Annotated in this window: 20 protein-coding genes; 12 read left to right on the top strand and 8 right to left on the bottom strand. The window is 72.2% G+C overall.

The genetic code is table 11. The annotated features are described in order from the left end of the window. Window positions 1-308 precede the first annotated feature (308 nt). Window positions 309-1,325 carry a LacI family DNA-binding transcriptional regulator gene (locus tag AB0472_RS26485; protein ID WP_366359649.1) on the bottom strand — a complete coding sequence of 339 codons (1,017 nt, stop codon included), beginning with the start codon at window positions 1,323-1,325 and terminating at the stop codon, window positions 309-311. 201 nt (window positions 1,326-1,526) lie between these two features. Between AB0472_RS26485 and AB0472_RS26480 the strand changes: the two genes are divergently transcribed. From AB0472_RS26480 to AB0472_RS26470, 3 genes are read left to right on the top strand one after another with little or no spacing between them, the layout of a single operon-like run. Further along, window positions 1,527-2,321 (top strand): ATP-binding cassette domain-containing protein, encoded by a 795-nt coding sequence (locus tag AB0472_RS26480; protein WP_366359647.1) that lies wholly within the window; start codon window positions 1,527-1,529, stop codon window positions 2,319-2,321. Further along, window positions 2,318-3,352, top strand: coding sequence for an ABC transporter permease (locus AB0472_RS26475; RefSeq protein WP_366359645.1), 1,035 nt, complete (start codon window positions 2,318-2,320; stop codon window positions 3,350-3,352). The genes AB0472_RS26480 and AB0472_RS26475 overlap by 4 nt, the downstream gene beginning before the upstream one ends. Before the next feature lie 32 nt (window positions 3,353-3,384). Next, window positions 3,385-4,389 carry an ABC transporter substrate-binding protein gene (locus AB0472_RS26470; RefSeq protein WP_366359644.1) on the top strand — a complete coding sequence of 335 codons (1,005 nt, stop codon included), beginning with the start codon at window positions 3,385-3,387 and terminating at the stop codon, window positions 4,387-4,389. A gap of 97 nt (window positions 4,390-4,486) precedes the next feature. Here AB0472_RS26470 and AB0472_RS26465 read toward each other — a convergent pair whose 3' ends face one another. From AB0472_RS26465 to AB0472_RS26445, 5 genes are all read right to left on the bottom strand, one after another. Continuing rightward, a complete protein-coding gene (locus AB0472_RS26465) occupies window positions 4,487-5,998 on the bottom strand; it encodes a cellulose-binding domain-containing protein (RefSeq protein WP_366359642.1) in 1,512 nt (503 codons plus the stop codon). Between the two features lie 314 nt (window positions 5,999-6,312). Next, entirely contained in the window at window positions 6,313-7,632 is a 1,320-nt protein-coding gene (locus AB0472_RS26460; RefSeq protein ID WP_366359640.1) for a radical SAM protein, read from the bottom strand. A gap of 58 nt (window positions 7,633-7,690) precedes the next feature. Next, window positions 7,691-8,365 (bottom strand): pyridoxamine 5'-phosphate oxidase family protein, encoded by a 675-nt coding sequence (locus tag AB0472_RS26455; RefSeq protein ID WP_366359638.1) that lies wholly within the window; start codon window positions 8,363-8,365, stop codon window positions 7,691-7,693. A gap of 67 nt (window positions 8,366-8,432) precedes the next feature. Continuing rightward, complete coding sequence (locus AB0472_RS26450; protein ID WP_366359636.1) at window positions 8,433-9,536, bottom strand: LacI family DNA-binding transcriptional regulator; 1,104 nt, start codon at window positions 9,534-9,536, stop codon at window positions 8,433-8,435. Window positions 9,537-9,607: 71 nt separating this feature from the next. Next, the gene (locus AB0472_RS26445; protein ID WP_366359634.1) at window positions 9,608-10,615 is read right to left on the bottom strand and encodes a hydroxyacid dehydrogenase; all 1,008 of its coding nucleotides are present in this window, start codon (window positions 10,613-10,615) and stop codon (window positions 9,608-9,610) included. 163 nt (window positions 10,616-10,778) lie between these two features. Here AB0472_RS26445 and AB0472_RS26440 point away from each other — a divergent pair, with 163 nt between their 5' ends. From AB0472_RS26440 to AB0472_RS26405, 8 genes are all read left to right on the top strand, one after another. Continuing rightward, on the top strand, window positions 10,779-12,032 hold the full coding sequence (locus AB0472_RS26440) for an FAD-binding protein (RefSeq protein WP_366359632.1): 1,254 nt from the start codon (window positions 10,779-10,781) through the stop codon (window positions 12,030-12,032). 82 nt (window positions 12,033-12,114) lie between these two features. Next, a complete protein-coding gene (locus tag AB0472_RS26435) occupies window positions 12,115-13,350 on the top strand; it encodes an ROK family transcriptional regulator (RefSeq protein WP_366359630.1) in 1,236 nt (411 codons plus the stop codon). 173 nt (window positions 13,351-13,523) lie between these two features. After that, a complete protein-coding gene (locus AB0472_RS26430; protein ID WP_366359628.1) occupies window positions 13,524-14,525 on the top strand; it encodes an ATP-binding cassette domain-containing protein in 1,002 nt (333 codons plus the stop codon). 1 nt (window position 14,526) lies between these two features. Continuing rightward, window positions 14,527-15,330 carry an ABC-2 family transporter protein gene (locus AB0472_RS26425; protein WP_366359626.1) on the top strand — a complete coding sequence of 268 codons (804 nt, stop codon included), beginning with the start codon at window positions 14,527-14,529 and terminating at the stop codon, window positions 15,328-15,330. 5 nt (window positions 15,331-15,335) lie between these two features. After that, on the top strand, window positions 15,336-16,136 hold the full coding sequence (locus AB0472_RS26420; protein WP_366359624.1) for an ABC-2 family transporter protein: 801 nt from the start codon (window positions 15,336-15,338) through the stop codon (window positions 16,134-16,136). Between the two features lie 125 nt (window positions 16,137-16,261). Further along, window positions 16,262-16,852 carry a TetR-like C-terminal domain-containing protein gene (locus tag AB0472_RS26415; protein WP_366359622.1) on the top strand — a complete coding sequence of 197 codons (591 nt, stop codon included), beginning with the start codon at window positions 16,262-16,264 and terminating at the stop codon, window positions 16,850-16,852. Continuing rightward, complete coding sequence (locus tag AB0472_RS26410; RefSeq protein WP_366359620.1) at window positions 16,845-17,525, top strand: alpha/beta hydrolase; 681 nt, start codon at window positions 16,845-16,847, stop codon at window positions 17,523-17,525. The genes AB0472_RS26415 and AB0472_RS26410 overlap by 8 nt, the downstream gene beginning before the upstream one ends. 254 nt (window positions 17,526-17,779) lie before the next feature. After that, entirely contained in the window at window positions 17,780-18,748 is a 969-nt protein-coding gene (locus tag AB0472_RS26405; protein ID WP_366359618.1) for an alpha/beta hydrolase, read from the top strand. Window positions 18,749-18,790: 42 nt separating this feature from the next. On the opposite strand, the gene AB0472_RS26400 is transcribed toward AB0472_RS26405, so the two are convergent. Both AB0472_RS26400 and AB0472_RS26395 read right to left on the bottom strand, forming a co-directional pair. Next, entirely contained in the window at window positions 18,791-20,488 is a 1,698-nt protein-coding gene (locus AB0472_RS26400; protein ID WP_366359616.1) for a DUF2264 domain-containing protein, read from the bottom strand. A gap of 201 nt (window positions 20,489-20,689) precedes the next feature. Continuing rightward, a complete protein-coding gene (locus AB0472_RS26395) occupies window positions 20,690-21,748 on the bottom strand; it encodes a rhamnogalacturonan acetylesterase (RefSeq protein WP_366359614.1) in 1,059 nt (352 codons plus the stop codon). A 189-nt stretch (window positions 21,749-21,937) separates the two neighbouring features. Here AB0472_RS26395 and AB0472_RS26390 point away from each other — a divergent pair, with 189 nt between their 5' ends. Further along, a complete protein-coding gene (locus AB0472_RS26390) occupies window positions 21,938-23,617 on the top strand; it encodes a rhamnogalacturonan lyase B N-terminal domain-containing protein (protein WP_366359612.1) in 1,680 nt (559 codons plus the stop codon). Window positions 23,618-23,635 lie beyond the last annotated feature (18 nt).

Genomic DNA, 23,635 nt, shown 5'->3' with positions numbered 1-23,635 from the left:
CGCGCAGTTCCCCTCCTTGGGGGCACGCCAGGCCGTCCCCCCCACCCGCGCACCATCGTGGCCGATCGCGCAGTTCCCCGCGCCCCGTCGGGGGCGCGGGGAACTCCGCGACCCGCCCCCACCGGCGCCCACCCGGCACCCCCACACCCCGGCACGCACCATCGGGCCCCGTCAGGGGCGCGGGGAACTGCGCGTCCCGCCCCCACCGGCGCGCACCCGGCGCCCCCACACCCCGGCACGCACCATCGCGCCGACGGGCGGCCCGCGTCCACCGACCCGTACCCGGCCGGTGACCGGAGGTCCCCGTGTCAGCTTCGGGCTGCGAACGGTCCGGGGATCTCCCCGGAGCCGCGTCGGATCAGGCGGGTCGGCATGACCACGGTGCGTGGGGGTGAGACGTCGCCGTGGATGCGGGCGAAGAGGAGGTGGGCCGCGCTGGTGGCGAGGGCGACCGGGTCCTGGGCGATGACCGTGACGGGCGGGGTCAGCCGGGCGGCGAGGTCGAAGTCGTCGAACGCGACGAAGGCGAGATCGCCGGGGGCCGCGGTCAGGGCGCCGAAGGCGAGCAGTTCGTTGCCGGCGAGGAGGGCCGTCGGGGGGTCGGGCAGCGCCAGCATCCCGGTGACCGCCGCGGCCGCTTCCGGGCCGGTGCGCACGCCGTCCCTGAGCAGCGCGGGGTCGGCCGTGATGCCCGCGGCCGCCAGCGCCGCGAGATAGCCCCGCCGGCGTTCGCCGAATGTCCAGATCCTCGGTGTGTCGCCTATGTAGGCGATCCTGCGGTGGCCGTGCGCCAGTAACTGCCCCACGGCCCCGCGCACCGCGCCGAAGTTGTCGACCACCACGGCGTCCACGTCCAGACCGGTTGCCGCCCGGTCGACGCACACGATCTTCGTGCCCTGCGCCTGCGCGGGCCGCAGGAAGCGGTGGCTGCCTGCGGCCGGGGTGAGGATCAGGCCGTCGACGCGGCGGGCGGTGAACGCCGCGATCACCTCGCGCTCGCGGCGCAGGTCGGCGCGGCTGGAGCCGATGAGCATGATGCTGCCGCGCTGCCGGGCGACGTCCTCGGCGGCGGAGGCGACCGCGGCCATGAAGGGGTCGGTCACATCGTCGACCAACAGGCCGATGATCTGGCTCAGTTCGTGGGTGCGCCGTAACTGCCGTGCCACGTCGTCGCGTTGGTAGCCGAGCTTGCGGACCGCCGCCTCCACCCGCGCGGCGGTCCGCGGAGCGACGGCCGAATCGCCGTTGACGACGCGGGACACCGTCATCGTGCTGACGCCCGCTTCCGCGGCAACGTCCTTCATGGTCGGCCGGGTGGCTGCCACGCCACGTCCTCCACCTGCGTCACGGTTGAGCGTCGACTCGTTAACGTTACCAACTCGCACGCGTGTCAACAGCCTTGCGGACAGCAGGAGATGAGACGACGACCAGCGCCCTCGGCGACCGGCTGCACCACCCTTGACACCCCGCTGTGGACGCCCCAAGAATCAGCCAAGCTGTTAACGATACCAACCAGAAGGCACAACATGGCCTCTGCAAGGGAACCACTGCTCACGGCACATGGGGTGGTCAAGCGCTTCGGCCACGTCCAGGCGCTCTCGGGCGCCGATTTCACGGCATACCCCGGCGAGGTCGTCGCCCTCATCGGTGACAACGGTGCCGGCAAGTCCACTCTGGTGAACGTCCTGTCGGGCGTGCTCGCCCCCGACGCCGGCGAGGTCCGCCTGGACGGCGTACCGGTCCGGTTCTCCGGTCCGATGGACGCCCAGCGGCAGGGCGTGGAGACCGTCTACCAGGACCTGTCGCTCGCGCCCGACCTGGACGCGGCGGCCAACCTCTACCTCGGCCGGGAGATGGTGCGCGGGGGGCTGCTCGGGCGCCTCGGCGTGCTCGACCGGCCCGCGATGCGCCGGGAGGCGGTCAAGGCCTTCGCCGAACTCGGTGTGGAGCTGAAGGATGTGACGGCCGCTGTGACAACGTTGTCTGGCGGTCAGCGGCAGTCCGTCGCGGTGGCCCGTGCCGTCGCCTTCGCCCACAAGGTCATCTTCATGGACGAGCCGACCGCGGCGCTGGGCGTCGTCCAGCGCGCCCGGGTCCTGGAGACCGTCCGCAGGGTCGCCGACCGGGGCATCTGCGTCGTGCTGATCAGCCACAACATGCCCGAGGTGCTGTCGGTCGCGGACCGGGTGGAGGTGCTGCGGCTGGGCCGGCGCGTCGCGTCGTACACCGCCACCGACACGACGATCGAGGAGCTGGTCGGGGCGATGACCGGCTCGTTGGACGGGCCGAAGGGCACCGGGGAAGCGGAGGGCGCACGATGACGGCGCAGAGCGAGAAGGCCCCGGCGGCCGTGGGCGGCCGGTCCACGGTGCCCGACTGGGTGCGCCGCGCGGCGACCCTCAACGAACTGTGGACCTTCGTCATCCTGGTGGCGCTGGTCCTGGTCTTCACGATCGCGGCGCCGGGCAAGTTCTTCACCACGTACGACATCACCCAGATCGCCGTGAACGCGGCCATCTACCTGGTGCTCGGCGTCGGTATGACGTTCGTGATCATCACGGCGGGCATCGACCTGTCGATCGGATCGGTGCTGGTGCTGGCCGCGGTGGCGGCCGGCGAGTACAACATCCATCACGGCGGAGCGACTTCGGGCTGGGGCACGGTCACGGTCTGCGTCCTGATCGCGCTGGCGGTGGGCACGGCGTGGGGGGCGTTGCAGGGTGCGGTGGTGGCGACCGGCAAGGTGCCGCCGCTGATCGTGACGCTGGGCGGGCTCGGCGCGGCCCTCGGGATCGCCGAACTGGCCACCGGTGGCCAGGACCCGGCCGGGGCGGCCTCCACGCATCTGCAGAACAGCCTCGGTTTCGGCAAGGTGCTGGGCATCCCCTGGATGGTGATCCTGGCGGCCGTGGTGACCGCGATCTTCGGCGCGGTGCTGGCCGGTACCCGGTTCGGCGAGCACACCCTCGCGATCGGGTCGAACCCGACCGCGGTCCGGCGGGCGGGCATTCCGGTGGGCCGGCAACTGGTCAAGGTGTACGGCCTGATGGGGCTGCTGGCCGGGCTCGGCGCGGTGATGTGGCTGGCCTCGTACGGCACGACGTCGATCGCCGGGCACTCCACCGACAACCTCAAGGTGATCACCGCGGTGGTCCTCGGCGGCACCAGCCTGTTCGGCGGCCGGGGTTCGGTGCTGGGCACGGTGATCGGTGTCTTCATCCCGGCGGTGCTGACCACCGGGCTGATCGTGATCGGCGTCCAGCAGTACTGGCAGGACGTGGCGGTGGGCGTGGTGCTGGTCGTGGCGGTCTACATCGACCAGCTGCGCAGGAAGACCCGGGAACGCGCATGACGGAATCGCTCGTGACAAAGGAGGACTCAGTGATGGGGAACATTCGCAGCAGGCGTCGGTTGCTGGTCGCGGTGGGCACGGTCCTGGCCCTCGGCGCGGGGGCCTCGGCGTGCGGTTCGTCCGACAACGGTGGCGGCTCGGGGGGTTCGGGCAGCGCCAAGGGCAAGAAGGTCCGGCTGATCACCGGGGTGAAGAGCGACCCGTTCTACATCACGATGACCTGTGCCGCGCAGGCGGAGGCCAAGGCCAAGGGGATGGACTTCACGGCCGACGGTTCCGCGCAGTGGGACGTGTCGGTGCAGCGGCCGCTGCTCGACTCGACGGCCGCGTCCCGGCCCGACGGGCTGCTCATCTCGCCGGTCGACACCAGCGCGCTGACGCCGTCGCTCAAGCAGATCCAGTCGGCCGGCACCAAGGTGGCGCTGGTGGACACGACGGTGACCGACACGTCGGTCGGCATCACCCGGATCTCGTCGGACAACGAGAAGGGCGGCCGGGTCGCCGCCGACGCGCTGGCCAAGCTGATGAACGAGAAGGGCTCGGTCATCGTCATCAGCGTCAAGCCCGGTGTGTCGACGACCGACGCGCGGATCAAGGGCTTCACCGCGGAGATGGGCAAGTACCCGGGCATCAAGGTGCTGCCCACGCTGTACGACAACGACCTGCCGGCCACCGCGGCCTCCCAGATCCAGTCGACGCTCGCCGCCCACCCGGACCTCGGCGGGGTGTTCGCGGGCAACACCAACACCGGTCAGGGCATCGCCACCGGTCTGAAGCAGGCCGGCAAGGAGGGCGCGGTCAAGGTGGCCGCGTTCGACGCCGAGCCGGACGAGATCGCCTCCCTGAAGGCGGGCACCCTCCAGGTGCTGGTCGCCCAGGACCCGGCGGCGATCGGCCGGCAGGCGGTGGACCAGCTCGCCAACGCGTTCGAGGGCAAGTCGGTCAGCAAGTCGATCGGCACCAACATGGTGGCGATCACCAAGGACAACATGAACGAGCCGTCGGTCAGCAAGTTCTTCTACAAGTCGCAGTGCTGAACGCAGGTTTGGCACCACAGGCCTGACAGACGGTCAGCGGCCGGGCGGACCCGCCCTCTTGGGTCCTCCCGGCCGCCGGTCGTGCGGGCGCCCGCGCTCAGTTCAGCGAGCAGGAGTCGCCGTTCAGCGTGAAGGCGTACGGCGCCGAGTTGCTGCCGCTCCAGGTGCCGAGGAAGCCGAAGGACAGGGTGCCGTTCGCGGCGACCGTCCGGTTGTAGTCGGCGGCGTCGGCGGTGACCCGGCCGCCGTCCTGGCTGACGGTCGCGTCCCACATCTGGGTGACCTTCTGGCCGTCCCGGAAGGACCACTGGACCCGCCAGCCGGTCAGGGCCTGCGTGGTGGTGACGGTGACGGTGGACTGGAAGCCGTCGGTCCACTGGTTGACCAGGTCGTAGGAGACCCGGCAGGCGGCCGCCGCGGGGGTGGTCGGGCGGGCGGAGGCGGTGCCGTGCCGGCCGGTGCCCGCCGTGGCCGAGGAGGTGCCCTGGGGCTCCGGGTCCGGGTTCTTGTGGCCAGGTTTCCCGGTGGTGGCCGAGGCGGAGGGGGCCGCCGAGGCGGAGGCGGTGTGGGTGGCGGTCGGGTCGGCCGAGGGGACGTCGACGGTGGGGTCGGCGACGGGCTGGCGGTCGTCGTGGGAGGCGGCGGTCGCGTCGTCGCCCGAGCCGCCGCCCATCGGCATCATCGACACGCCGAGCGCCACCAGCGAGATCAGCACCGCAGCGCCGAGCAGACCGTGGCGCAGCACCTTGCCCCGCCCGGCGCCGCTCTCCTTGGCGGGGTCGCCGCCGTCGCCGTCGGCGGTGGCCGGGCGGCCCGGGCCGAGCCGTACCTCGGCGGCGCGGCGGCGGCGCTCCAGGTAGGCGAGGCCGCCCCAGCCGATGACCCCGCCGGCGAGCGCCGCGGGCAGTCCGCCGCCGTGCAGCCGCAGACAGGCGGCGGCCTCGGCGCACTGCACACAGGTGGCGAGGTGCCGGGAGAGGTCGTCGGGCGTGTCGGCCGCCGAGGACCGGGTGACCGCGTCGAGGAGCCGGGCGTAGCTGCGGCACTCGGCGGCCATCGGGGTGTCGAGATGGGCGCGGTGGCAGCGGTCGCGGAATAGGCCGCGCACCTGTTCCAGCTCCTGGGCGACGAGGGTCTGGTCGAGACCGAGCCGGCGCGCCACGGAGGACAGCGGCAGCGCCTCCACCTCGGCCAGCCACAGCAGCGAGGCGTCGGCCTCCTGCATGTCGCGCAGGCCGCGCAGCGCGACGGGCCGCTGCAGCGGCGGGCCCGTGTAGCGCGTGGCCTTCTCGGAGTTGAGCCACAGCCTGAGGTCCGGGTCGAGCTTGTGCCCGAGCCCGCCGGACTCCCAGCCGGCGGCCGTGTTGCGCACGGCGGTGAGCAGCAGCGGGATCATCGGCAGCCGGGCGGCGCGCCGTCCGGAGCTGCGGATGGGCGCGAAGTCCGACTCCCGGGCCTCGCGCATGCCGAGCGTGAAGGCCTCGGTGGCCAGTTGATTGGCCGTCAGAGAGCCGGACGTGCACAGGTCGGCATAGGAGAGCACCGCGTCCCAGCATTCGGAGAACAGCGCTGCCTCGGCGGCGTCCTGAGGGGTCGGCAGGTCGGGCATGGGTCTCCTGCATCCAAAGCGAGGTCAACTCACCGTATCGGCAACGGAGTTGGGGGGAACCTCACGGCAGGGCCCGAGCTTTTCACGTCTCCTGCACAACTGACAAGCAGCATGTGCGAAACCGCTTACCGGTGGTCGTGCCACGGATTCTCACCGTCACCCGTACCACCGGTCCCCGGTGTCACGTCAACCGCTGCGCCTGCCCGCCGGAGAGCACCCTCGTACCCGCCGTGACCGACAACTCCGTCCCCTAGTACGGACAGCGACCGCGTTTCGACTCACCGTTCCCGGAAGTCGCCTGCGCCCGCCCGGCGTCACACCTCCGTCGGCTCCTTGGCCGGCAGGCTGTCCATGAAGGAACTGACCGAGAAGACGGCACGGCCGGGTCCGGGCGGGCCGTAGCCGGGCGGGGAGGAGAGCCCGAAGTCCTCCATCGTCTGGCGGTAGGCCTGCAGCAGCCGGATGTGGTACTCGAGCGGGGCGCCCTGCGGGTTGGCCTTGCCGAGCGGGGTGGTCGGCTCCGGGCACCAGGTGGTGAAGCGGGGCGTGATGCCGTGCGACATGAAGAAGCGGAGCCCCTCGGTGGTCGACTCGATCGCCTCGTCGACGGTCTTGAACCCGAACGGCTCGGCCATCTCGACGCCCGCCACGAAGTTGGGGATCACGTTCCGCGCGCCGAAGATCTCGGCGGAGTCCAGGATCCGCTTGTGCCACTCGTCCCGGCCGACGTACCGCTCCTTGCCCGGGCAGTACATCTTGAACAGGTACTCGTCCCACACCTCGTAGTTGGGGTGGTAGATCTGCACGCCGTAGTCCTTGAACCGCTGCACGTCGTCCCGCGGCAGCGCCTGCGCGACCACCTTGCCGATCCACCGGCCCGGGAACCGCTCCTCGATGGCCTTGGCGTAGTGGCCGTAGAAGTCGGCCTCGTCGCGCCCGGAGACGGTCTTGGTGATCGCGCCGCCGGTCAGCGTGTAGGCGGTGGACGCCTTGGCGGTGTCGTAGCGGTCGATGATCTCCAGGGCTTCGAGGACCTCCTCGACGTCCTTCACGCCCGTGTACGGCCGGCCGGCCGCCTTGTGCTGGCGCCAGTTGTGGTTGATGTCGCAGTACTGGCACTCCTCCTTGGCGCCGAAGTACTGGCAGACCCGGAAGACGGTGAGGTAGATCAGGTAGCCCCACTGGATGGTCGGGGCGACCTCCATCACGGACTTCCCGTTGGAGAGCTTGTGCCGGTAGTACTCCGGCATCGGCGGCACGCCGACGTCGGCGATCCGCTTCCCGTCGAGGTAGAGCCCGAGCACGCCCTCCGCGTCGGCGGCGACCCGGTACGGCGAGGTGGGGTTCACCCGCACCGACACCACGGTCCGGCGCAGGTCGTAGGGCCCACCGGTGAGGATGATCTCCTCCGGCGGCCGGCGCAGCGCCGCCTCGCCCAGTTCGGGCAGGGTGCCGTGGTCGAAGGAGAAGATGAAGTACGACTTCGGCTTCACCTCGCCGCTCTCGTTGTCGCTCAGCGCGGACGGGTCGAAGGCCACACCGCCCCGGAGCAGGTCCTCCTTGAAGACGGCTTCCCTCGGTACGTGCGGGAACCTCTCCATCAGATCCTCGACCAGCGCGGTACGGCTGCCCATCCCGTGTCTCCTCCCGGCTCAGGCGTTCAGCTCCTCACGGTATGCCCCCGCTCCGCCGTCACCCGTGCCGGGTCCCCTCTCGGCGCGCGATGTGTCCCGGTACGGGGGTGTTCGGGGGCAGTGCGGGGTCCGTCACCGGCGCACCCCAGGCCGAGGTCAGCGGCAGGACGCCGGCCCACAGCCCCAGTTCCGCGTCCGGTCCATCGCCGTCCTCCGGCGCGCCGGTACGGATCTTTACGGAGGCCTCTTCCAGGGAGAGGGCGAGGAGTGTGGTGGCGGCGAGTTCCCTGCGGTTCGGCAGCCGGGCGTACGACCACTGGCCCGGGGCCGTGTGATCGGTGAGCAGGCGCAGCCCCGCCAGCTTCTCCTCCGGGTCGGTCACCTTGCGGGCCGTGCCGTGGATCACCGCGCTGCGGTAGTTGACCCCGTGCTCGAAGACGGAACGCGCCAGCACCAGGCCGTCGACGTGCGTCACCGTCACGCACACCGGGGTCCCGCCCGTGAGGCTGCGGCTGGCGACCGAGCCGTGCAGGTACAGCTGCCGCTCGTCCCGCCCGTACACCGTCGGCACGACCAGCGGACGCCCCTCCACCACCACCCCCAGATGGCAGACGAACCCGGCGTCGAGGATCGCCTCCAGATCGGCCCGGTCGAGGCTGCCCTGCTCGCGCAGCCGGCGATGGCGGGTGAGGTCGGTGGCCGGGAGGCGTGCGGGCAGCGGGTCGGGCGTCATACGCGCACGCTACCGATATCGCGGCATCATGGCTACACAATCAACGATCACAGCAATGAGCTGCACGTCAGGCAACGAAATCCGCATCCGAAGCGCCCGGTGCTCGGGCGCCGGCAGCCCGCCGGGTCGACTCCCGCAGCACCACATGGGTGCCCAGCACCAGATGCTGCCCGTCCGGCAGCTCGTCGCGGTGCAGGGCCAGGCGGACGGCGGCACGGCCCAGTTCCTCCTGGGGTACGTGGACCGTGGTGAGGGGCGGGTAGACGTCGCGGGCGACCGGGATGTCGTCGTAGCCGGCCACGGCGATGTCGTCGGGGATGCGGCGGCCGGACTCCCGCAGGGCCTGGATCACTCCGGTGGCGATCATGTCGGTGGCCGCGAAGATCGCGGTGAGGTCCCGCCCGGAGGAGAGGAGTTCACGGGTCGCCCGGTAGCCGTAGGAGCGGGAGAAGACGCCGTCGAGGATCAGGCCGGGGTCCGGGGCGAGGCCGAGGAGTTCGTGGGCGCGGGTGAAGCCGGCGATGCGCTGGGCGCTGGTGGACAGTCCGGGGACGCGGCCGAGGTAGGCGATGCGCCGGTGGCCGCCGGAGAGGAGGTGGCCGGTGAGGGCGAAGGCGCCGCCCTCGTTGTCGTAGTCGACGACCGTGGCCGGCACACCGGGGCCGAGCGGCGGGCGGCCGACCAGGACCAGCCGGGAGCCGGACCGGTCCAGTGCGTGCGCGAAGTGGGTCATCCGGTCGTGGTACGCCTTGTCCTGCAGGGCGCCGCCCACCACGATCACCGCGTCGGCCCGCTGCTCCCGCATGGTCTCCACGACGGCGAGGATGCGGCGCGGGTCGCCGTGCGTGGTGCACAGCATGCACAGCCGGTTCTCCGCCGAGGCCTGCTCCTCGACCCCGCGGGCGATGTGCGCGTAGAAGGGGCCGGTGACATCGTCGACGACGAAGGCGACCGTGTTGTTGGTGGCGCCGCCGAGGGCGCGGGCGTGCGCGTTGACCACGTAGTCCAGCTCGCGCATGGCCTTCAGGACCCGAGCGCGGGTGGCGGCGGCCACCGGGTAGGTGCCGCCGAGGACCCGGGAGACGGTCGACGCGGAGACCCCGGCCCGCGCGGCGACGTCCCGCACCGTCGAGGCGTCTCCGTTCGGCGCCGGCTGTGTCCGCTTCGCCACCGCTCGGCTCCCCCTCGTCATGTGTTCAGGTCACCCTACGAGACCGCCGGGGGCACCCGGCGGTCGGCCCGTCACGCGGCCCGCTCCAGGGCCGAGTGGTCGACGGCGTGCAGGAGACCGGCGCCGGCGAGCAGCCGGCCGGCCTCCTCCACGACGGTGAGGCCGAGCCGTGCCACCTCGTTGCCCTGCGAGCCGGCCAGGTGCGGGGTGAGGAAGGCGCCCGGGAGGTCGTACAGAGGGGAGTCGGCGGGCAGCGGCTCGGGGTCGGTCACGTCGAGGATCGCGGTCAGACGGCCGGTACGCACCTCCTCGACCAGGGCGTCGTGGTCGAGGAGGGAGCCGCGCGCGGTGTTGATCAGTACCGATCCGTCCGGCATCAGGGCGAGTTCGCGGGCGCCGACGAGGTGCCGGGTCTCCGGGGTCTGCGGGGCGTGCACGGTGACGACGTCCGAGGTGCGCAGCAGGTCGTCGAGGGGCAGCAGGGGGACGCCGAGCCGGGCGGCCTCCGCCTCGTCCACGTAGGGGTCGGCGAGGGCGACCGACAGGTCGTAGGGGCGGAGGAGTTCGATGAGGCGGCGGCCGATGCGGGAGGCGCCGACGACGCCGACCCGGCGCCGGAAGTTGCCGATGCCTGGGACGATGTCGCCGTAGGGGAAGGCCCGGCGGTCGCGGAGCAGGTCGCGGAAGGCGAAGACGCCCTTCCCGGCGAGCAGGATCATCGCCAGGGTGTACTCGGCGACCGGCAGCGCGTTGGCGGCGGCGGCCGAGGAGACGACGACGCCGCGCCGCCACACCTCGGGCGTGGTGAAGCCCTTGACCGAGCCGGCCGCGTGCAGCACCGCCCGCAGTCTCGGCGCCGCGTCCAGGGCGGCCGCGTCCAGGACCGGGCACCCCCAGCCGGTGACCAGGACCTCGGTGCGGGCGAGCGTCTCCCGTACCCGGGGGTCGGTGAAGTCCTGCGCCACCAGAGTGGGATCGATTTCTACGTACTCGCGCAGGCGCGTGAGCACCTCCGGCGGGAAGATGTGCGGCACGTTCTGGGCGGTCATGGCGAAGAGTGCCTGGGGACGCTCGGGCAAGGAAGTGACCTTCCGGCTCGGTGGCGCGCGGATAGCAACCGGTCTCTACCGTAGGTCTCGGCGAATGAGAGGGTCAATGGACAGGCACTGCCCGGCGGGGACGGACACTGCTCATCAGGACGGCCGGCACTCTCCGGCGAACGACATGGACAGGACGGCAGAGATGACGGATCCGACACGGACGGTCACCAACTGGGCACGCAACATCACGTACACCGCCAAGGAGTTCCACCGCCCGCACTCCCTCGACGCGCTGCGGTCGCTGGTGGCCGGCAGTGCGCGGGTACGGGTGCTGGGCAGCGGGCACTCCTTCAACCGCATCGCCGACCCGGGCCCGGACGGCGTGCTGGTCTCACTCGCCGGGCTGCCGCCGGTGATCGAGGTGGACACGGCGGCCCGTACGGTCCGGGTCGCGGGCGGGGTGCGGTACGCCGAGCTGGCCCGCGCGGTCCACGCGCACGGCCTCGCGCTGCCCAACATGGCCTCGCTGCCGCACATCTCGGTGGCCGGTTCGGTCGCCACCGGCACCCACGGCTCGGGCGTGGGCAACGGGTCGCTCGCGGCGCCGGTGCGGGAGGTGGAGCTGGTCCTCGCCGACGGCTCGACGGCGCGGATCGCGCGCGGGGAGGCGGGGTTCGAGGGGGCGGTGACCTCCCTGGGGGCGCTGGGAGCCGTCACCGCGCTCACCCTGGACCTGGAGCCGGCGTACGACATGGCGCAGACCGTGTACACCGAACTCCCCCTGGACGGCCTGGACTTCCCGGCGGTCTCCGGCGCCGCGTACAGCGTCAGCCTGTTCACCGACTGGCGGGAGCCGGGCTTCCGGCAGGTGTGGGTGAAGCGGCGCACCGACCGGCCCGCCACGGAGTTCGAGTGGGCCGCGCCCGCGACCGAGGCGATGCACCCGGTGCCGGGCATGCCGGCCGGGAACTGCACCCAGCAGTTCGGGGTGGCGGGGCCGTGGCACGAGCGGTTGCCGCACTTCCGGGCGGAGTTCACGCCGAGCAGCGGCGACGAGCTCCAGTCCGAGTACCTGCTGCCGAGGGCGACGGCCCTGGAGGCCCTGCACGCCGTGGACGCGGTCCGGCGGACGGTCTCCCCGGTCCTGCAGACCTGCGAGGTGCGGACGATCGCCGCCGATCCGCAGTGGCTCAGCCCCGCCCACGGCCGGGACTCGGTCGCCCTGCACTTCACCTGGGTGGACGACCTGGCGGCCGTGCTGCCGGTGGTGCGCGGACTGGAGGAGGCGCTGGAACCGTTCGGCCCGCGGCCGCACTGGGGCAAGGTCTTCGCCGTCCCGGCGGCGGAGGTGCGCGAACGGTATCCGCGCCTCGGCGACTTCCGCGCCCTGGCCCGGGACCTGGACCCCGACGGGAAGTTCACGAACCCCTTCGTGGCGGATCTCCTGGACGGCTGACGGAGTCGGCCCGCCCGACTTAATCAAACCCTTAACGTAATGCCTTGTCGAAAGCGCTTCCCAGGCCATAGCGTTGCGCCGCGTGAAGCACACATCACGTGACATCCGCACCGCGAACCGCTACGAGGTACTGCGGCACATCATCGCCGAGTCTCCCACCTCCCGGCAGGAGCTGGCGGCCGTCACCGGGCTCAGCCTGGCGACGGTCGCCACCCTCGTCGGGGAGCTGCTGGAGCTGCGGATGATCACGGAGGTGGGCTTCGAGGACTCGGCCGGCGGCCGGCCCCGGGGGCTCGTCGCGGTCAACGCCTCGGGGGGCGCGCTGATCGGCGTCGACATAGCGGAGACGTACGTCCACGTCGAGCTGTTCGACCTCGCCCTGAACGTGCTGGCCCGCGCCGAGGAGGACATGCGGACCGGTGAGAACCGGCCGGAGCAGGTGGTGGGCCAGGTGGCCGCGGCGGTCGGCGCGGTGGTGGCGCAGGCCGGCGTCGAGGGCGCGCGGGTGCTGGGCGTCGGGGTGAGCGTGCCGGGGCAGGTGGACCGGGCCACCGGCATCGCCGAGTACGCGCCCAACTGGGACTGGCACGACGTGCCGTTGCTCGACCTGCTCGCCGAGCACGTCGCCTACCCGCTGCACCTGGACAACCCGCTGCGGGCGTGTGCGGTGGCCGAGCAGTGGTTCGGGGCGGCGCGCGGGCGCGGGGACACCGTGGTGGTGAACCTCGGCACGGGCGTCGGCGCCGGGCTCGCGATCGGCGGGGGGCTGCACCGGGGGGTCAGCAACAGCGCCGGGGAGTGGGGTCATACGACGCTCGTCCTGGACGGGCGGCCGTGCCACTGCGGCAACCACGGCTGCGTCGAGACGTACGTCGGCGCCCCCGGCATCATGCTGAACCTGCGCGAGCGGAGCCCGGAGAGCCCGCTGCTGCACCCGGAGGACCAGACGGCCACCGTGGGCGCGCTGGCCCGGGGCCTGGCGGAGGGCGATCCGGTCGCGGTCGCGGTCGTCCGGGACACGGCCCGTTACATCGGCGCCGGGATCGCCAACCTGGTCAACCTGCTCAACCCCGAACTGGTCGTGCTCAGCAGCTGGGTGGCCCGCCGGCTCGGCGAGCCGCTGCTGGCGGAGGTGCGCGAGGCGGTCCGGCGGCACGCGCTCGGGCGGCCGTTCGCCGCCACCGAGATCGTCCTCTCCCCCATCCCCACCGACCCGGTCTGCCTGGGCGCGGCCACGTTCGCCCTGGAGGGCGCGCTGCGGTCGGTGGGCCTGCGCAACGCGGGACGCCCGGGCCGCACCGTGCCGGCCTCCCGCTGACCGCTCCCGCCGTCCCGGCCCTCGACGCGGTGATCGAATAGTCCAAATCGCGGGTCGATTAATCCATTGCCGGGCTCCTCGGCGCTCTGCGACCGTCGTGGCGTATCCGCGGCCGGTCGGCCTCACAAGCCGACCGGCCGTACGTCGTGCACGGAACGAGAGGGTCCCCCAGCGTGGCCGGAAACATCGAGGTCCGCGGTCTGTCCCGCACCTTCCACACCACCGTCCGGCGCCCGGGTTTCGCGGGCGCCCTGCGATCCCTGGTCAACCCCGAGCGCGTCGAGAAACACGCGGTCTCCGACATCACCTTCGACGTCGCCCCGGGCGAACTCCTCGCCCTGCTCGGCCCGAACGGCGCGGGCAAGTCGACCACCATCAAGATGCTCACCGGCATCCTCACCCCGACCTCCGGCGAGGCCCGGGTCGCGGGCGTGGTGCCGTACCGGGAACGGGAGCGCAACGCCCGCAACATCGGAGCGGTGTTCGGGCAGCGGACCCAGCTGTGGTGGGACCTGCCGGTGCGCGAGTCGTTCGCGATCCTGCGCGACATCTACGAGGTACCGAAGGCCGAACACGCGGCACGCCTACGGGAGTTCGACGACCTTCTGGAGCTCTCCGCCTTCTGGGACACCCGGGTGCGGCACCTCTCGCTCGGCCAGCGGGTGCGCTGCGACCTGGCCGCCGCCCTGCTGCACGATCCGCCCGTCGTCTTCCTGGACGAGCCGACCATCGGCATGGACGTGGTGGTCAAGGAGCAGGTCCGCGAGTTCCTGCGGTACCAGGTGACCGAGCGCGGCCGTACCGTGCTGCTGACCACGCACGACATGACCGAGGTCGAGCGGCTCGCCGAGCGGGTGGTGCTGGTCAACCACGGCCGGCTGGTGCTGGACGGCACCCTGGACGAGATGCGCCGCCGGTTCGGCTCGACGTGGCAGGTGCGGGCCACCCTCGCCGACGCGCACACCCCGGTCGGCCCGCTGCCCGGCATCGCCGTGGTCGACCGGGCGGGCCCGCAGGTGGTGTTCGGCCCGGACGGCGCGGGCGCGCCCACGGTCCACGAGGCGCTGAAGCAGGTCATCGAGCGGTACGAGGTGACCGGCGTCGCGGTGGACGAGGCGGACCTGGAGGACGTCATGCGGGCGGCCTACGTGCAGGCCAAGGCCGAGGCGGCCTGAGATGGCCCTCCCCTACGCCTGGCGCGCCGCGCGGGTCACCCCGCTGGGCGAGCTGTACACCCCGCCCCGGATGACCGGGGTCCTGCTGCGGCTGACCGTGCAGGTGGTGCTGGTCGCCTCGCTGTGGCGCGGCCTGTACGCCCAGTCGGGTACGACCGCGGGCCTGGACCGCGGGCAGGCGGTCACCTACGCGGTGCTGGCCGTGCTCGCCTCCCGGCTGCGGGAGCTGGACCAGTACGCGGGCCGGGACTCGGTCATGCAGCACATGCACTTCGGCACGATCGTCTACTGGTACCTGCGGCCGCTGCCGCCCCAGCGCTATCACGCACTGCGCGCGGTCGGCGAGCAACTGTACGGGCTGGCCTGGGCGGCGGCGGGATACGCGGTCTGCCTGGCGGTCGGGGTGGTGGATCCCCCGGGCTCGGCGGCGGTGGCCGCGGTGTTCGCGCTCAGTCTGCTGCTCGGTCAGCTGGTCCTGTACTACGTCATGCTCCTCATCGACCAGTTCTGCTTCTGGACGCTGCGCAACAGCGCCGCGATGCTCATCCTGGTCTTCGCGCAGAACCTGCTGTCCGGGGTGTACGCCCCGCTGTGGTTCTTCCCGCACTGGTTCATCACGCTCAGTTCCTTCCTGCCCTTCCAGGCGACGCTGAGTGTGCCGCTGTCCCTGTACGTGGGCCGGATCCCGTTGTCGGACGCCGGTCTGCAGCTCGGCGTCCAGGCCGGCTGGGTCGTGGCGCTGCACCTCTTCACCCGCTTCGTGTGGCGGCGAGCCGCCCGCCGTGTCATCTCCCAGGGAGGCTGAGGCCGTTGAACGCCGTCCGGATCGCCTGGCGCATCACGCGCCTCAACTTCCGTGCGCAGCTGGAGTACCGCACCGAGTTCCTGATGATGATCGCGATCGGCGCGGTCTGGCAGGTGTCGGTGATCGTGTTCGCCACGGTGCTGCTCACGCGGTTCACCGGGATGGGCGGCTGGGACAGCTCGGACGTCCTGCTCATCCCGGCCACGCGGATGCTCGCGCACGGTCTGTTCGTGCTGCTGCTGGGCCGGGTGCACGGGGTGGGCCGGTACATCCAGGAAGGCCGGATCGACGCCTACCTCCTGCGTCCGCTGCCCGTCCACCGGCAGGTGCAGCTGGAGTACTTCCCCACCAACGCGATCGGCGACCTGACGGTGGCCGCCGGCCTGATGGCGGGCGCGCTCGGCCGCAGTCACCTCGACTGGTCGGCGGGCCGCGTCTCGTACCTGATCGCGGCGGTGCTGGGCGGAATGCTGCTGGAGGCGGCCCTGTTCACGGTGGTCGCCTGTGCCTCGCTGCGCTACCCGGCCGCCGACTACTGGAGCCGCTGGCTGGAGGAACTCCTCGGCACCTTCGGCAGCTACCCGCTGAACGTGCTGCCCAGGGCGGTCGGCGGACTGCTGACCTACGGGCTTCCGCTGGCCTTCGTCGCCTATCTCCCGGCCGCGGTCCTCACCGGACACGGCCACTCCGCCGTGGTCCCCTACTGGCTGGCGGCCGCCTCGCCCCTGGTCGGGCTGCTGGCCTACCTGGCGTCGCGGTGGCTGTGGCGGTGGGCGCTCGGGCACTACACGGGGGTGAACGGCTGACCTCCGCCCGCACGGCACCGGCGCCGCTCCACACACGCGTGCCGCCCGGCGGGCACCATAATCGCTCGCGCACCAAAACCTAGGGGCTCTAGGATTACTGTTAGGAACCCTAGGGAGGCGTCCACATGGCACGTGCCGGAATCACCGCCGACCGGCTGGTCGCGGCGGCGGCCGAGCTGGCCGACGAGGCCGGCTTCGAGCAGGTCTCGCTGTCCGCGCTGGCCCGCCGCTTCGGCGTGCGGGACGCGAGCCTCTACGCGCACGTCCGCGGCCTCCAGGACCTGCGCCACCGGCTGGCCCTGCTGGCCGGCGGCGAGATGATCGACGGGATCGCCGTCGCCGTGGCCGGCCGGTCCGGACGGGACGCGCTGGCCGCCTACGCCGACGCCTACCGCGCGTACGCGCTCGCCCACCCCGGGCGCTACGCGGCCACCGGGATCCGCATCGACCCCGCCCTCGTCGACCCCGAGAACCGCGCCATGCGCCGCACGGTGGAGATCACCTACGGCATGCTGCGCGGCTACGGCCTCGCCGAGCCCGATCTCACCGACGCCGTACGCCTGTTGCGCGCCACCTTCCACGGCTACTGCGCCCTGGAGGCCTCGGGCGGCTTCAACGCGCCGCGCGAGGTCCGCGCCTCCTGGGAACGGGCCGTCGACGCCCTGCACGTCGCACTCGAGAACTGGCCCCGTGAGGAACCCGACCACCATGTCTGACCTGCACTACGACGTCACCGGCAGTGGCCCCGTCCTGCTCGTGCTCCCCGGCGGGGCCGGGCACCCGATGGGCCTGGGCCCCTTCACGGAGCGGCTCGCCCCGCACTTCACGGTCGTGACGTACGACCCGCTGGGCCTCGCCCACGGCCGCCTCGGGGACCCGGTCGCCGACCAGACCGTGCGCGACTGGAGCGAGGGCGCGCACCGGGTGCTGGCGGAGGTACGGGCGCCCGGCGAGTCGGCGTACGTGTTCGGTACCAGCTCCGGCGGCATCGCCGCCCTCGACCTGACGGCCCGCCACCCGGACCGGCTCCGGCACGTCGTCGCGCACGAGCCGCCGTGCGTCACGCTGCTGCCGGACGGCGAGCGGCTGCGCGCCGAGCTCGTCGAGCAGCTCGGCGGCTCCCGCCCGGCCCCCGGGACCCCGATGGCCGTCTTCCTCGATCACGTCCTCGGCCCCTTCACCGCCTACCGGCCGCCGGCCGCCCTGCGCCGCCTCACGATCGCTGCCGGGATCGACTCGAAAGGCCAACTCCTCCACCGCACCGCGGAGTCCGTCGCCGAGCACACCGGCGCGGCCTTCACCGAGTTCCCCGGCGGCCACCTCGGCGTCCTGGAGGACCCGGCCGGGTTCGCCGACCGGGTCGCGCGGGCACTGCTCGCGACCGGGTGACGGAGCCGGACCGCGCGCGGCAGAGCGGGGGGCGACGCAGAGCGACCGGCCGCACACCGGGAATGCAGCGAGGGAGAAGCCGTGATTATGGTGGAGAGAGGTCGTCACCGAGGGGCTGACCCAGGGCGCAGGTTCCGCCGGCCACCGCATCGGCGCCGTCGCGTCGCGGTGCGCGCCGGCCTGGCGTGCCCGGCCCCCATGCCCTTCCCGGACTTCCCGACCATGCCGTTCTCGGATTTCCAGGGAGCACTCCCATGGCTGACCAGATCGCCCCCATCGTCCTCGAACCCGAAGCACGGGATCTCGCCGAAGCGACCTCCCACCACCCGTTCCTGTACGAGCTGGACCCCGCCGCGGCGCGCAAGGTCCTCGACGACCTCCAGGCCGCGCCGATCGACAAACTGCCGGTCGACGAGGAATGGATCACCGTGCCGGCCGCCGTGGGCGACGTACGGGCACGGATCGTCAAACCGCAGGGCGCCACCGGAATGCTGCCCGTCGTGCTGTACATGCACGGCGGCGGCTGGGTCCTCGGCAACGCCGGTACCCACGACCGTCTGGTGCGGGAGATCGCGGTCGGCGCCCGCGCGGCCGTGGTCTTCGTGGAGTACACGCCGTCGCCCGAGGCCCGCTACCCGGTGGCCATCGAGCAGGGCTACGCCACCGCGCAGTGGATCGTCCGCGAGGGGGCCGCCAAGGGGCTGGACGCACAGCGCATGGCGGTGGCCGGGGAATCGGTCGGCGGGAACATGACGGCCGCGCTCGCCCTCATGGCCAAGGAACGCGGTGACGTCACGTTCATCCAGCAGTCGATGTACTACCCGGTCACGGACGCGGCCATGAACACCGGTTCCTACGACCAGTTCGCCGACGGTTACTACCTGAGCCGCAAGCTGATGGAGTGGTTCTGGGACGCCTACACGACCGACCCGGACCAGCGCGCGGAGATCACCGCCTCGCCCAACCAGGCCACCACCGAGCAGCTCTCCGACCTGCCGCCGGCTCTGCTGATCGTCGACGAGGCCGACGTGCTGCGCGACGAGGGCGAGGCGTACGCCGCCAAGCTCCGCGCGGCCGACGTCCCGGTGACCACGGTGCGCTACGACGGCACGGTCCACGACTTCATGATGCTCAACTCGCTCAGCCGCTCCGAGGCCACCCGTGGTGCCATCGACCAGGCCACGACGTTCCTGCGCAACGCCCTCGGCACCGACCGGGAGTAGGGACGACGTCCGCCTGCGGATCGGCAGCACGGCCGGGGCGGCTCAGCTCTCCGCCGTGTGCTCCACGTCCACGCCCGAGTCGTGCCACCGGACCCGGAGCCCGGGGCCGCCGCGCCACCGCACCGTCAGTTCCCGCTCCCCTGCGGCGCGGACGGTCACCGTCTCACCCAGCGGCTCGGCGTCCACCGCCCCGGTGAGCCTGCCCAGCGCGACGAACAGGGTCGCGTCCTCTCCCGTGACCCCGCTCAGCGCGTCGTCAAGGCCCACGGCGGGCAGCAGTTCGGCCCGGAACCCCTCGGGGGCCGCCCACCCGGTCACCCGGACCGGGGTCCCGGGCCGCGCCCCCGCGACCAGGAAGGCCCGTACCTCGGCCGACCCGTGCACGAGCACCGCACTGGTCACCCGGGCGCCCGCCCCGGCCGCGTGCCGGGAGGCCGCCCAGCCCTCCCCCACCCCCAGTGGCTCGATCCGGGTACGGCTCGGGTCGTCGCCGACGAGCACGCTGTTGTCGAACGACGCCGAGGGCGCGGTCACGGTCGAGTAGCCGAGCCGGGTGTAGTACGGGTCGTAGCGGACGTCCTCGCTGCCGTGGTTGTGGAGGCGGACCACGCCGTCCGAACGCGTCGACTGGAGCAGCCAGTTGGCGGGCGCGATCGGGGTGACCGCGTCGGCGCGCTCCGCCGGGCCCGGCTCCTCCGTCGCCGTCCACACCTCGTGCTCGGGCGGGAGCAGCAGACCGAGGAAGCCCTTGCTCGCCCAGTACGGCGAGGCCGGTCCCGAATAGCCCTGCAGGACGGCGGTGTCGGGGCCGTGCCAGCCGAGGGTCAGGAGCCCGCGGTCGTCCACCGCGCCCCGGTCCAGGAAGTACGTCAGCGCTCCGGAGGCCAGCCGCCGGGTCTCGCCGGGGGACAGGGGCGTGCGGCCGGTGAGCGCGCCCAGCCACAGCGGGGCCGTGGTCGCGAAGCGGTACGTCAGGGAACGGCCCTGGTGCATGGGGGCGCCGTCGCCGCCGAACAGGCGTGCGTAGTCGGCGAGATGGCGTTCCAGCCGGCCGCCGTACAGGTCGAGCAGCTTCTCGTCGCCGGCGAGCCAGGCGTGCAGCACCGGGTAGAGGTGCATCGCCCAGCCGTTGTAGTAGTCGTACTTGCGGCCGTCGCCGTCCGTGTACCAGCCGTCGCCGACGTACCAGTCCTCGATGCGGGCCAGACCGCGGTCGACCGCCCGGTGCGCGGCCTCCGGCTCGTGGCCGGTCTCGGCCAGGAAGCCGCCGACGGTCACCGGGAACAACTCCCAGTTGCACGGCCAGGGTTCGGCGGTCAGCGCGTCGGCGAGCCAGACCGCGGCGCGCTGTCGTACGGCGTCGTCGAGCCGGTCCCAGAGCAGGGGGCGGGTCAGGCGCAGGGCGAGGGCGACCGAGGCGGCCTCGACCAGCGGCTGGCTGCGGTCCTCGATGCGCGGCCAGACACCCGACACACCGGCCGCGAGGCCGTCCGCGTACCGCTGGAGCACGGTCTCGTCCCGGCGGAAGGCCGCGAGGAGCAGGGTGCGGGCATACCCCTCCAGGCCGTCGGAGAGCCGGCCCGACCAGCTCTGGTGGTCGCCGGGGAGGTGGTAGAGGGCGCGGTCCGGGGTGGCGTACGGCTCGACGGCGGCGAGCAGCGCGTCGGCCGCCGCCTCCCAGTGGGCGCGGGTGCAGCCGGTGCGCGGGCTGGGGCCGCGGTCCTCAGGAGGCAGTCGCATCGATGCCCTTTCTCGTTCGCGCCGTATCTCGTACCGGACCTCGTACGTACCGAGTCTCGTACCGAGTCTCGTACCGGACCCCGTACGTACCGAGTTTCGTACCGGACCTCGTTCGTACCGGACCTCGTACCGAATCCCGTACCGGACCCCGTGCCGTGCAGACCTGGGGCGCCCCGGTTCCGGTCGGGACGCCCCAGGCGCTCATCCCGCCCGCACGGTGCCGCGGGGCACCAGGTGCTGGGCGAGCAGTCCGTCGCGCACCAGGCCCGCGTAGACGGTGGCTCCGTACGCGGAGGTGTGCGTGTTGTCCTTCTTCTCGTCGTACAGGTACAGCGCCTTGGAGCCCTCCACGCCGAGGGACTCCACCAGCGCCTTGGTCCTCGCCGTGAGGTCGATCAGCGGAACGTCCTCGGCGGCGGCGACCGAACGGATCACCTCAGGATGATTGACGCCGAGCCCGTTGACCAGAAGCGCGATGTCGTTGTTCAGCGTGCCGTCGGCACTGAACCAGCGGCGCACGATGGGTGTGACCAGCACCGGCCGCCCGCCCTTCTCCCGTACGCCCGCCACCAGTGTCTCCAGATTCGCGCGGTAGGTCGTCTCGTCCGTGGTCTTGTCGTTGTGCGCCAGCTGGATCAGGACCAGGTCACCCGGGCGGATCAACGGGTGGACGGTACCCCAGAGTTGCGGGTTCTGGAGATAGGTCACCGTACTTTCGCCGGAGTCCGCGTAGTTGGCGACCGCGACGCCCCTGCGCAGGTACTGCGGGAGCTGCTGGCCCCAGCCGGAGTAGGGGTCGGCGGGCTGGTCGCAGACGGTGGAGTCGCCGACGAGGAACAGCTTCCGGGTGTGCCGGGAAGCGGGGGTGACGCTGATGCCGGCGAGTGCCGGGGCCGGGCCCCCGATGGTGAGGTCCAGCCCGGGAGTTCCGTCCGGGCCCGTCGGCTCGCCCTCGGGGGTGCGGACGTCGACGGTGAAGCCGCGGGTCACGTGCCGCCCCGCGGCGACGGCCGTCTCGGGGAGGAGCGAGCGGCGGGTCTCGCCGCCGATGCTCGTGGCGGACGCGGCCGCGCCGCCGAGCCGGACCGTCACGTCGTAGTCGCCCGGCGGGACGTCGAAGTGGCAGGCGGTCGCGGTGCAGTTCTCCGTACCGGGGGACGGTAGCCGCTCGTGCGCCCCGGCGGCGGGGGCGGCCGTCAGGCCGGCGGCGAGGACGGCCGCCGCGAGCGCGGCGGCACGGACACCGTTGAAACGTCTCACGCGGGACTCCTCCGTCGTGGCGACATGACCTGGCGCGGACCGTACCCCAAGCTGGCAAGCGCTTTCCAGCCCCTGGACCCAGTTCCGTAAACTGCCAACTCCGTGACAGCGAAAGCCCTTTCGCGATATCGATTCAGCTGTCACTCTCACACTCACCCGCACCCCCGTCCCACCGAAGGAGGCACCCCCATGTCCGGATCCACCGGCAGACCGCTCGGACGCCGCACCTTCGTCCTCGCCGGCGCGGCCGCCGCCGGTACCGCCGCCCTCGCCGGACCGCTCGCCACGACCGCCTCGGCGGCGAGCTTCGGCTGGTCGGACGACGGCTCCGACTACGTCGTGGACACCGGCGCCGGCCTGGTCTTCAAGGTCAGCAAGACCAACGGCGACCTCACCTCACTGGTCTACAAAGGCACCGAGTACCAGGGCTACGGCGGCAAGAACTCACACGTCGAGTCGGGCCTCGGCACCTCCACGGTGACCATCGCCCAGTCCGGTTCGACGATCCTGGTCTCCGTCGCGTACGGCACGCTGAGGCACTACTACGCGGCCCGCAGCGGCGAGAACAACGTCTACCTGTGGACCGACAAGGCCGACTCGTCCGTCACCGCCACCCGGTACATCGTGCGCGTGAAGGCCGGCCTGTTCCTCAACGACGAGCCGGACTCCTACACCTACGCCCCCACCGTCATCGAGTCCGCGGACGTCTTCGAGAAGTCCGACGGCCAGACCCGCGCCAAGCACTACTCCAGGCTGCGGGTGATGGATTACGACTACATCGGCTGGACCACCGGCGGCGTCGGCCTGTGGATCGTCCGCAGCAACCACGAGAAGGCCTCCGGCGGCCCGTTCTACCGCTCGCTCCTGCGCCACCAGAGTGCCGACGGCGGCGGGCTGTACGAGATCCTGTACTACGGCGAGAACCAGACCGAGTCGGAGCGCTACGGCCTCCAGGGCCCGTACGTCATCGCCCTCACGGACGGCGGCGCACCCTCCTCGTCCCTCTACCCGGGCACCCTCACCACCCCGTGGGCGGACTCGCTCGGCATCTCCGGGTACGTGGCGGCAGGCGGGCGCGGCCGGGTCGCGGGCGTCGGCATCACGGGGCGGGACACGGCGTACCCGTACACCGTGGGCCTCGCCAACCCGGCGGCACAGTACTGGGGTCCGGCGCGCTCGTCGGACGGCTACTTCTCGATCGCGGGGGTGCTGCCGGGCACGTACACCCTCACCGTCTTCAAGGGCGAACTGGCCGTGCACACCGCCTCGGTGACCGTCTCCGCCGGTGCGACCACCACCCTCGACACCATCGCCGTCCCCTCCTCCGACGACCCCGGCAACGCCACCGCCATCTGGCGGATCAACAACTGGGACGGTACGCCGGGCGGGTTCAAGAACGCCGACCTGATGACGTACATGCACCCGTCGGACGTGCGGGCCGCGTCCTGGACCGGGAACGTGGTCGTCGGCAGCGGCACCGAGACCTCGTCCTTCCCCTGCTACCTGTGGAAGGACGTCAACAGCGGGATCGTCGTCTACTTCAGGCTGACGGCCGCCCAGGCCGCCGCCGCGCACACCCTGCGGATCGGCGTGACGACGGCCTACGCGAACGGCCGGCCGCAGGTCGTCGTCAACGACACCTGGACCTCGGCCGTCCCCTCGCCTCCCACCCAGCCGAGCACCCGGTCACTGACCGTGGGCTCGTACCGGGGCAACAACCACACGTTCACCTACAGCGTGCCGGCCTCCGCCTGGCTGACGGACACCACCGCCTACAACACGCTGAAGATCTACGTGGCGAGCGGCTCGGGCACGACGTCCTTCCTCAGCGCCGGCACCGCGATCGACGCGATCGACCTGCTGGCCTGAGCCCGCCGGTCACCCGCC

The sequence above is a fragment of the Streptomyces sp. NPDC086777 genome (assembly GCF_040702065.1).
Classification (GTDB): Bacteria; Actinomycetota; Actinomycetes; order Streptomycetales; family Streptomycetaceae; genus Streptomyces.
The sequence above is the reverse complement of the archived record's forward strand: the minus strand, read 5'-3'. Positions and strand labels throughout refer to the sequence as shown.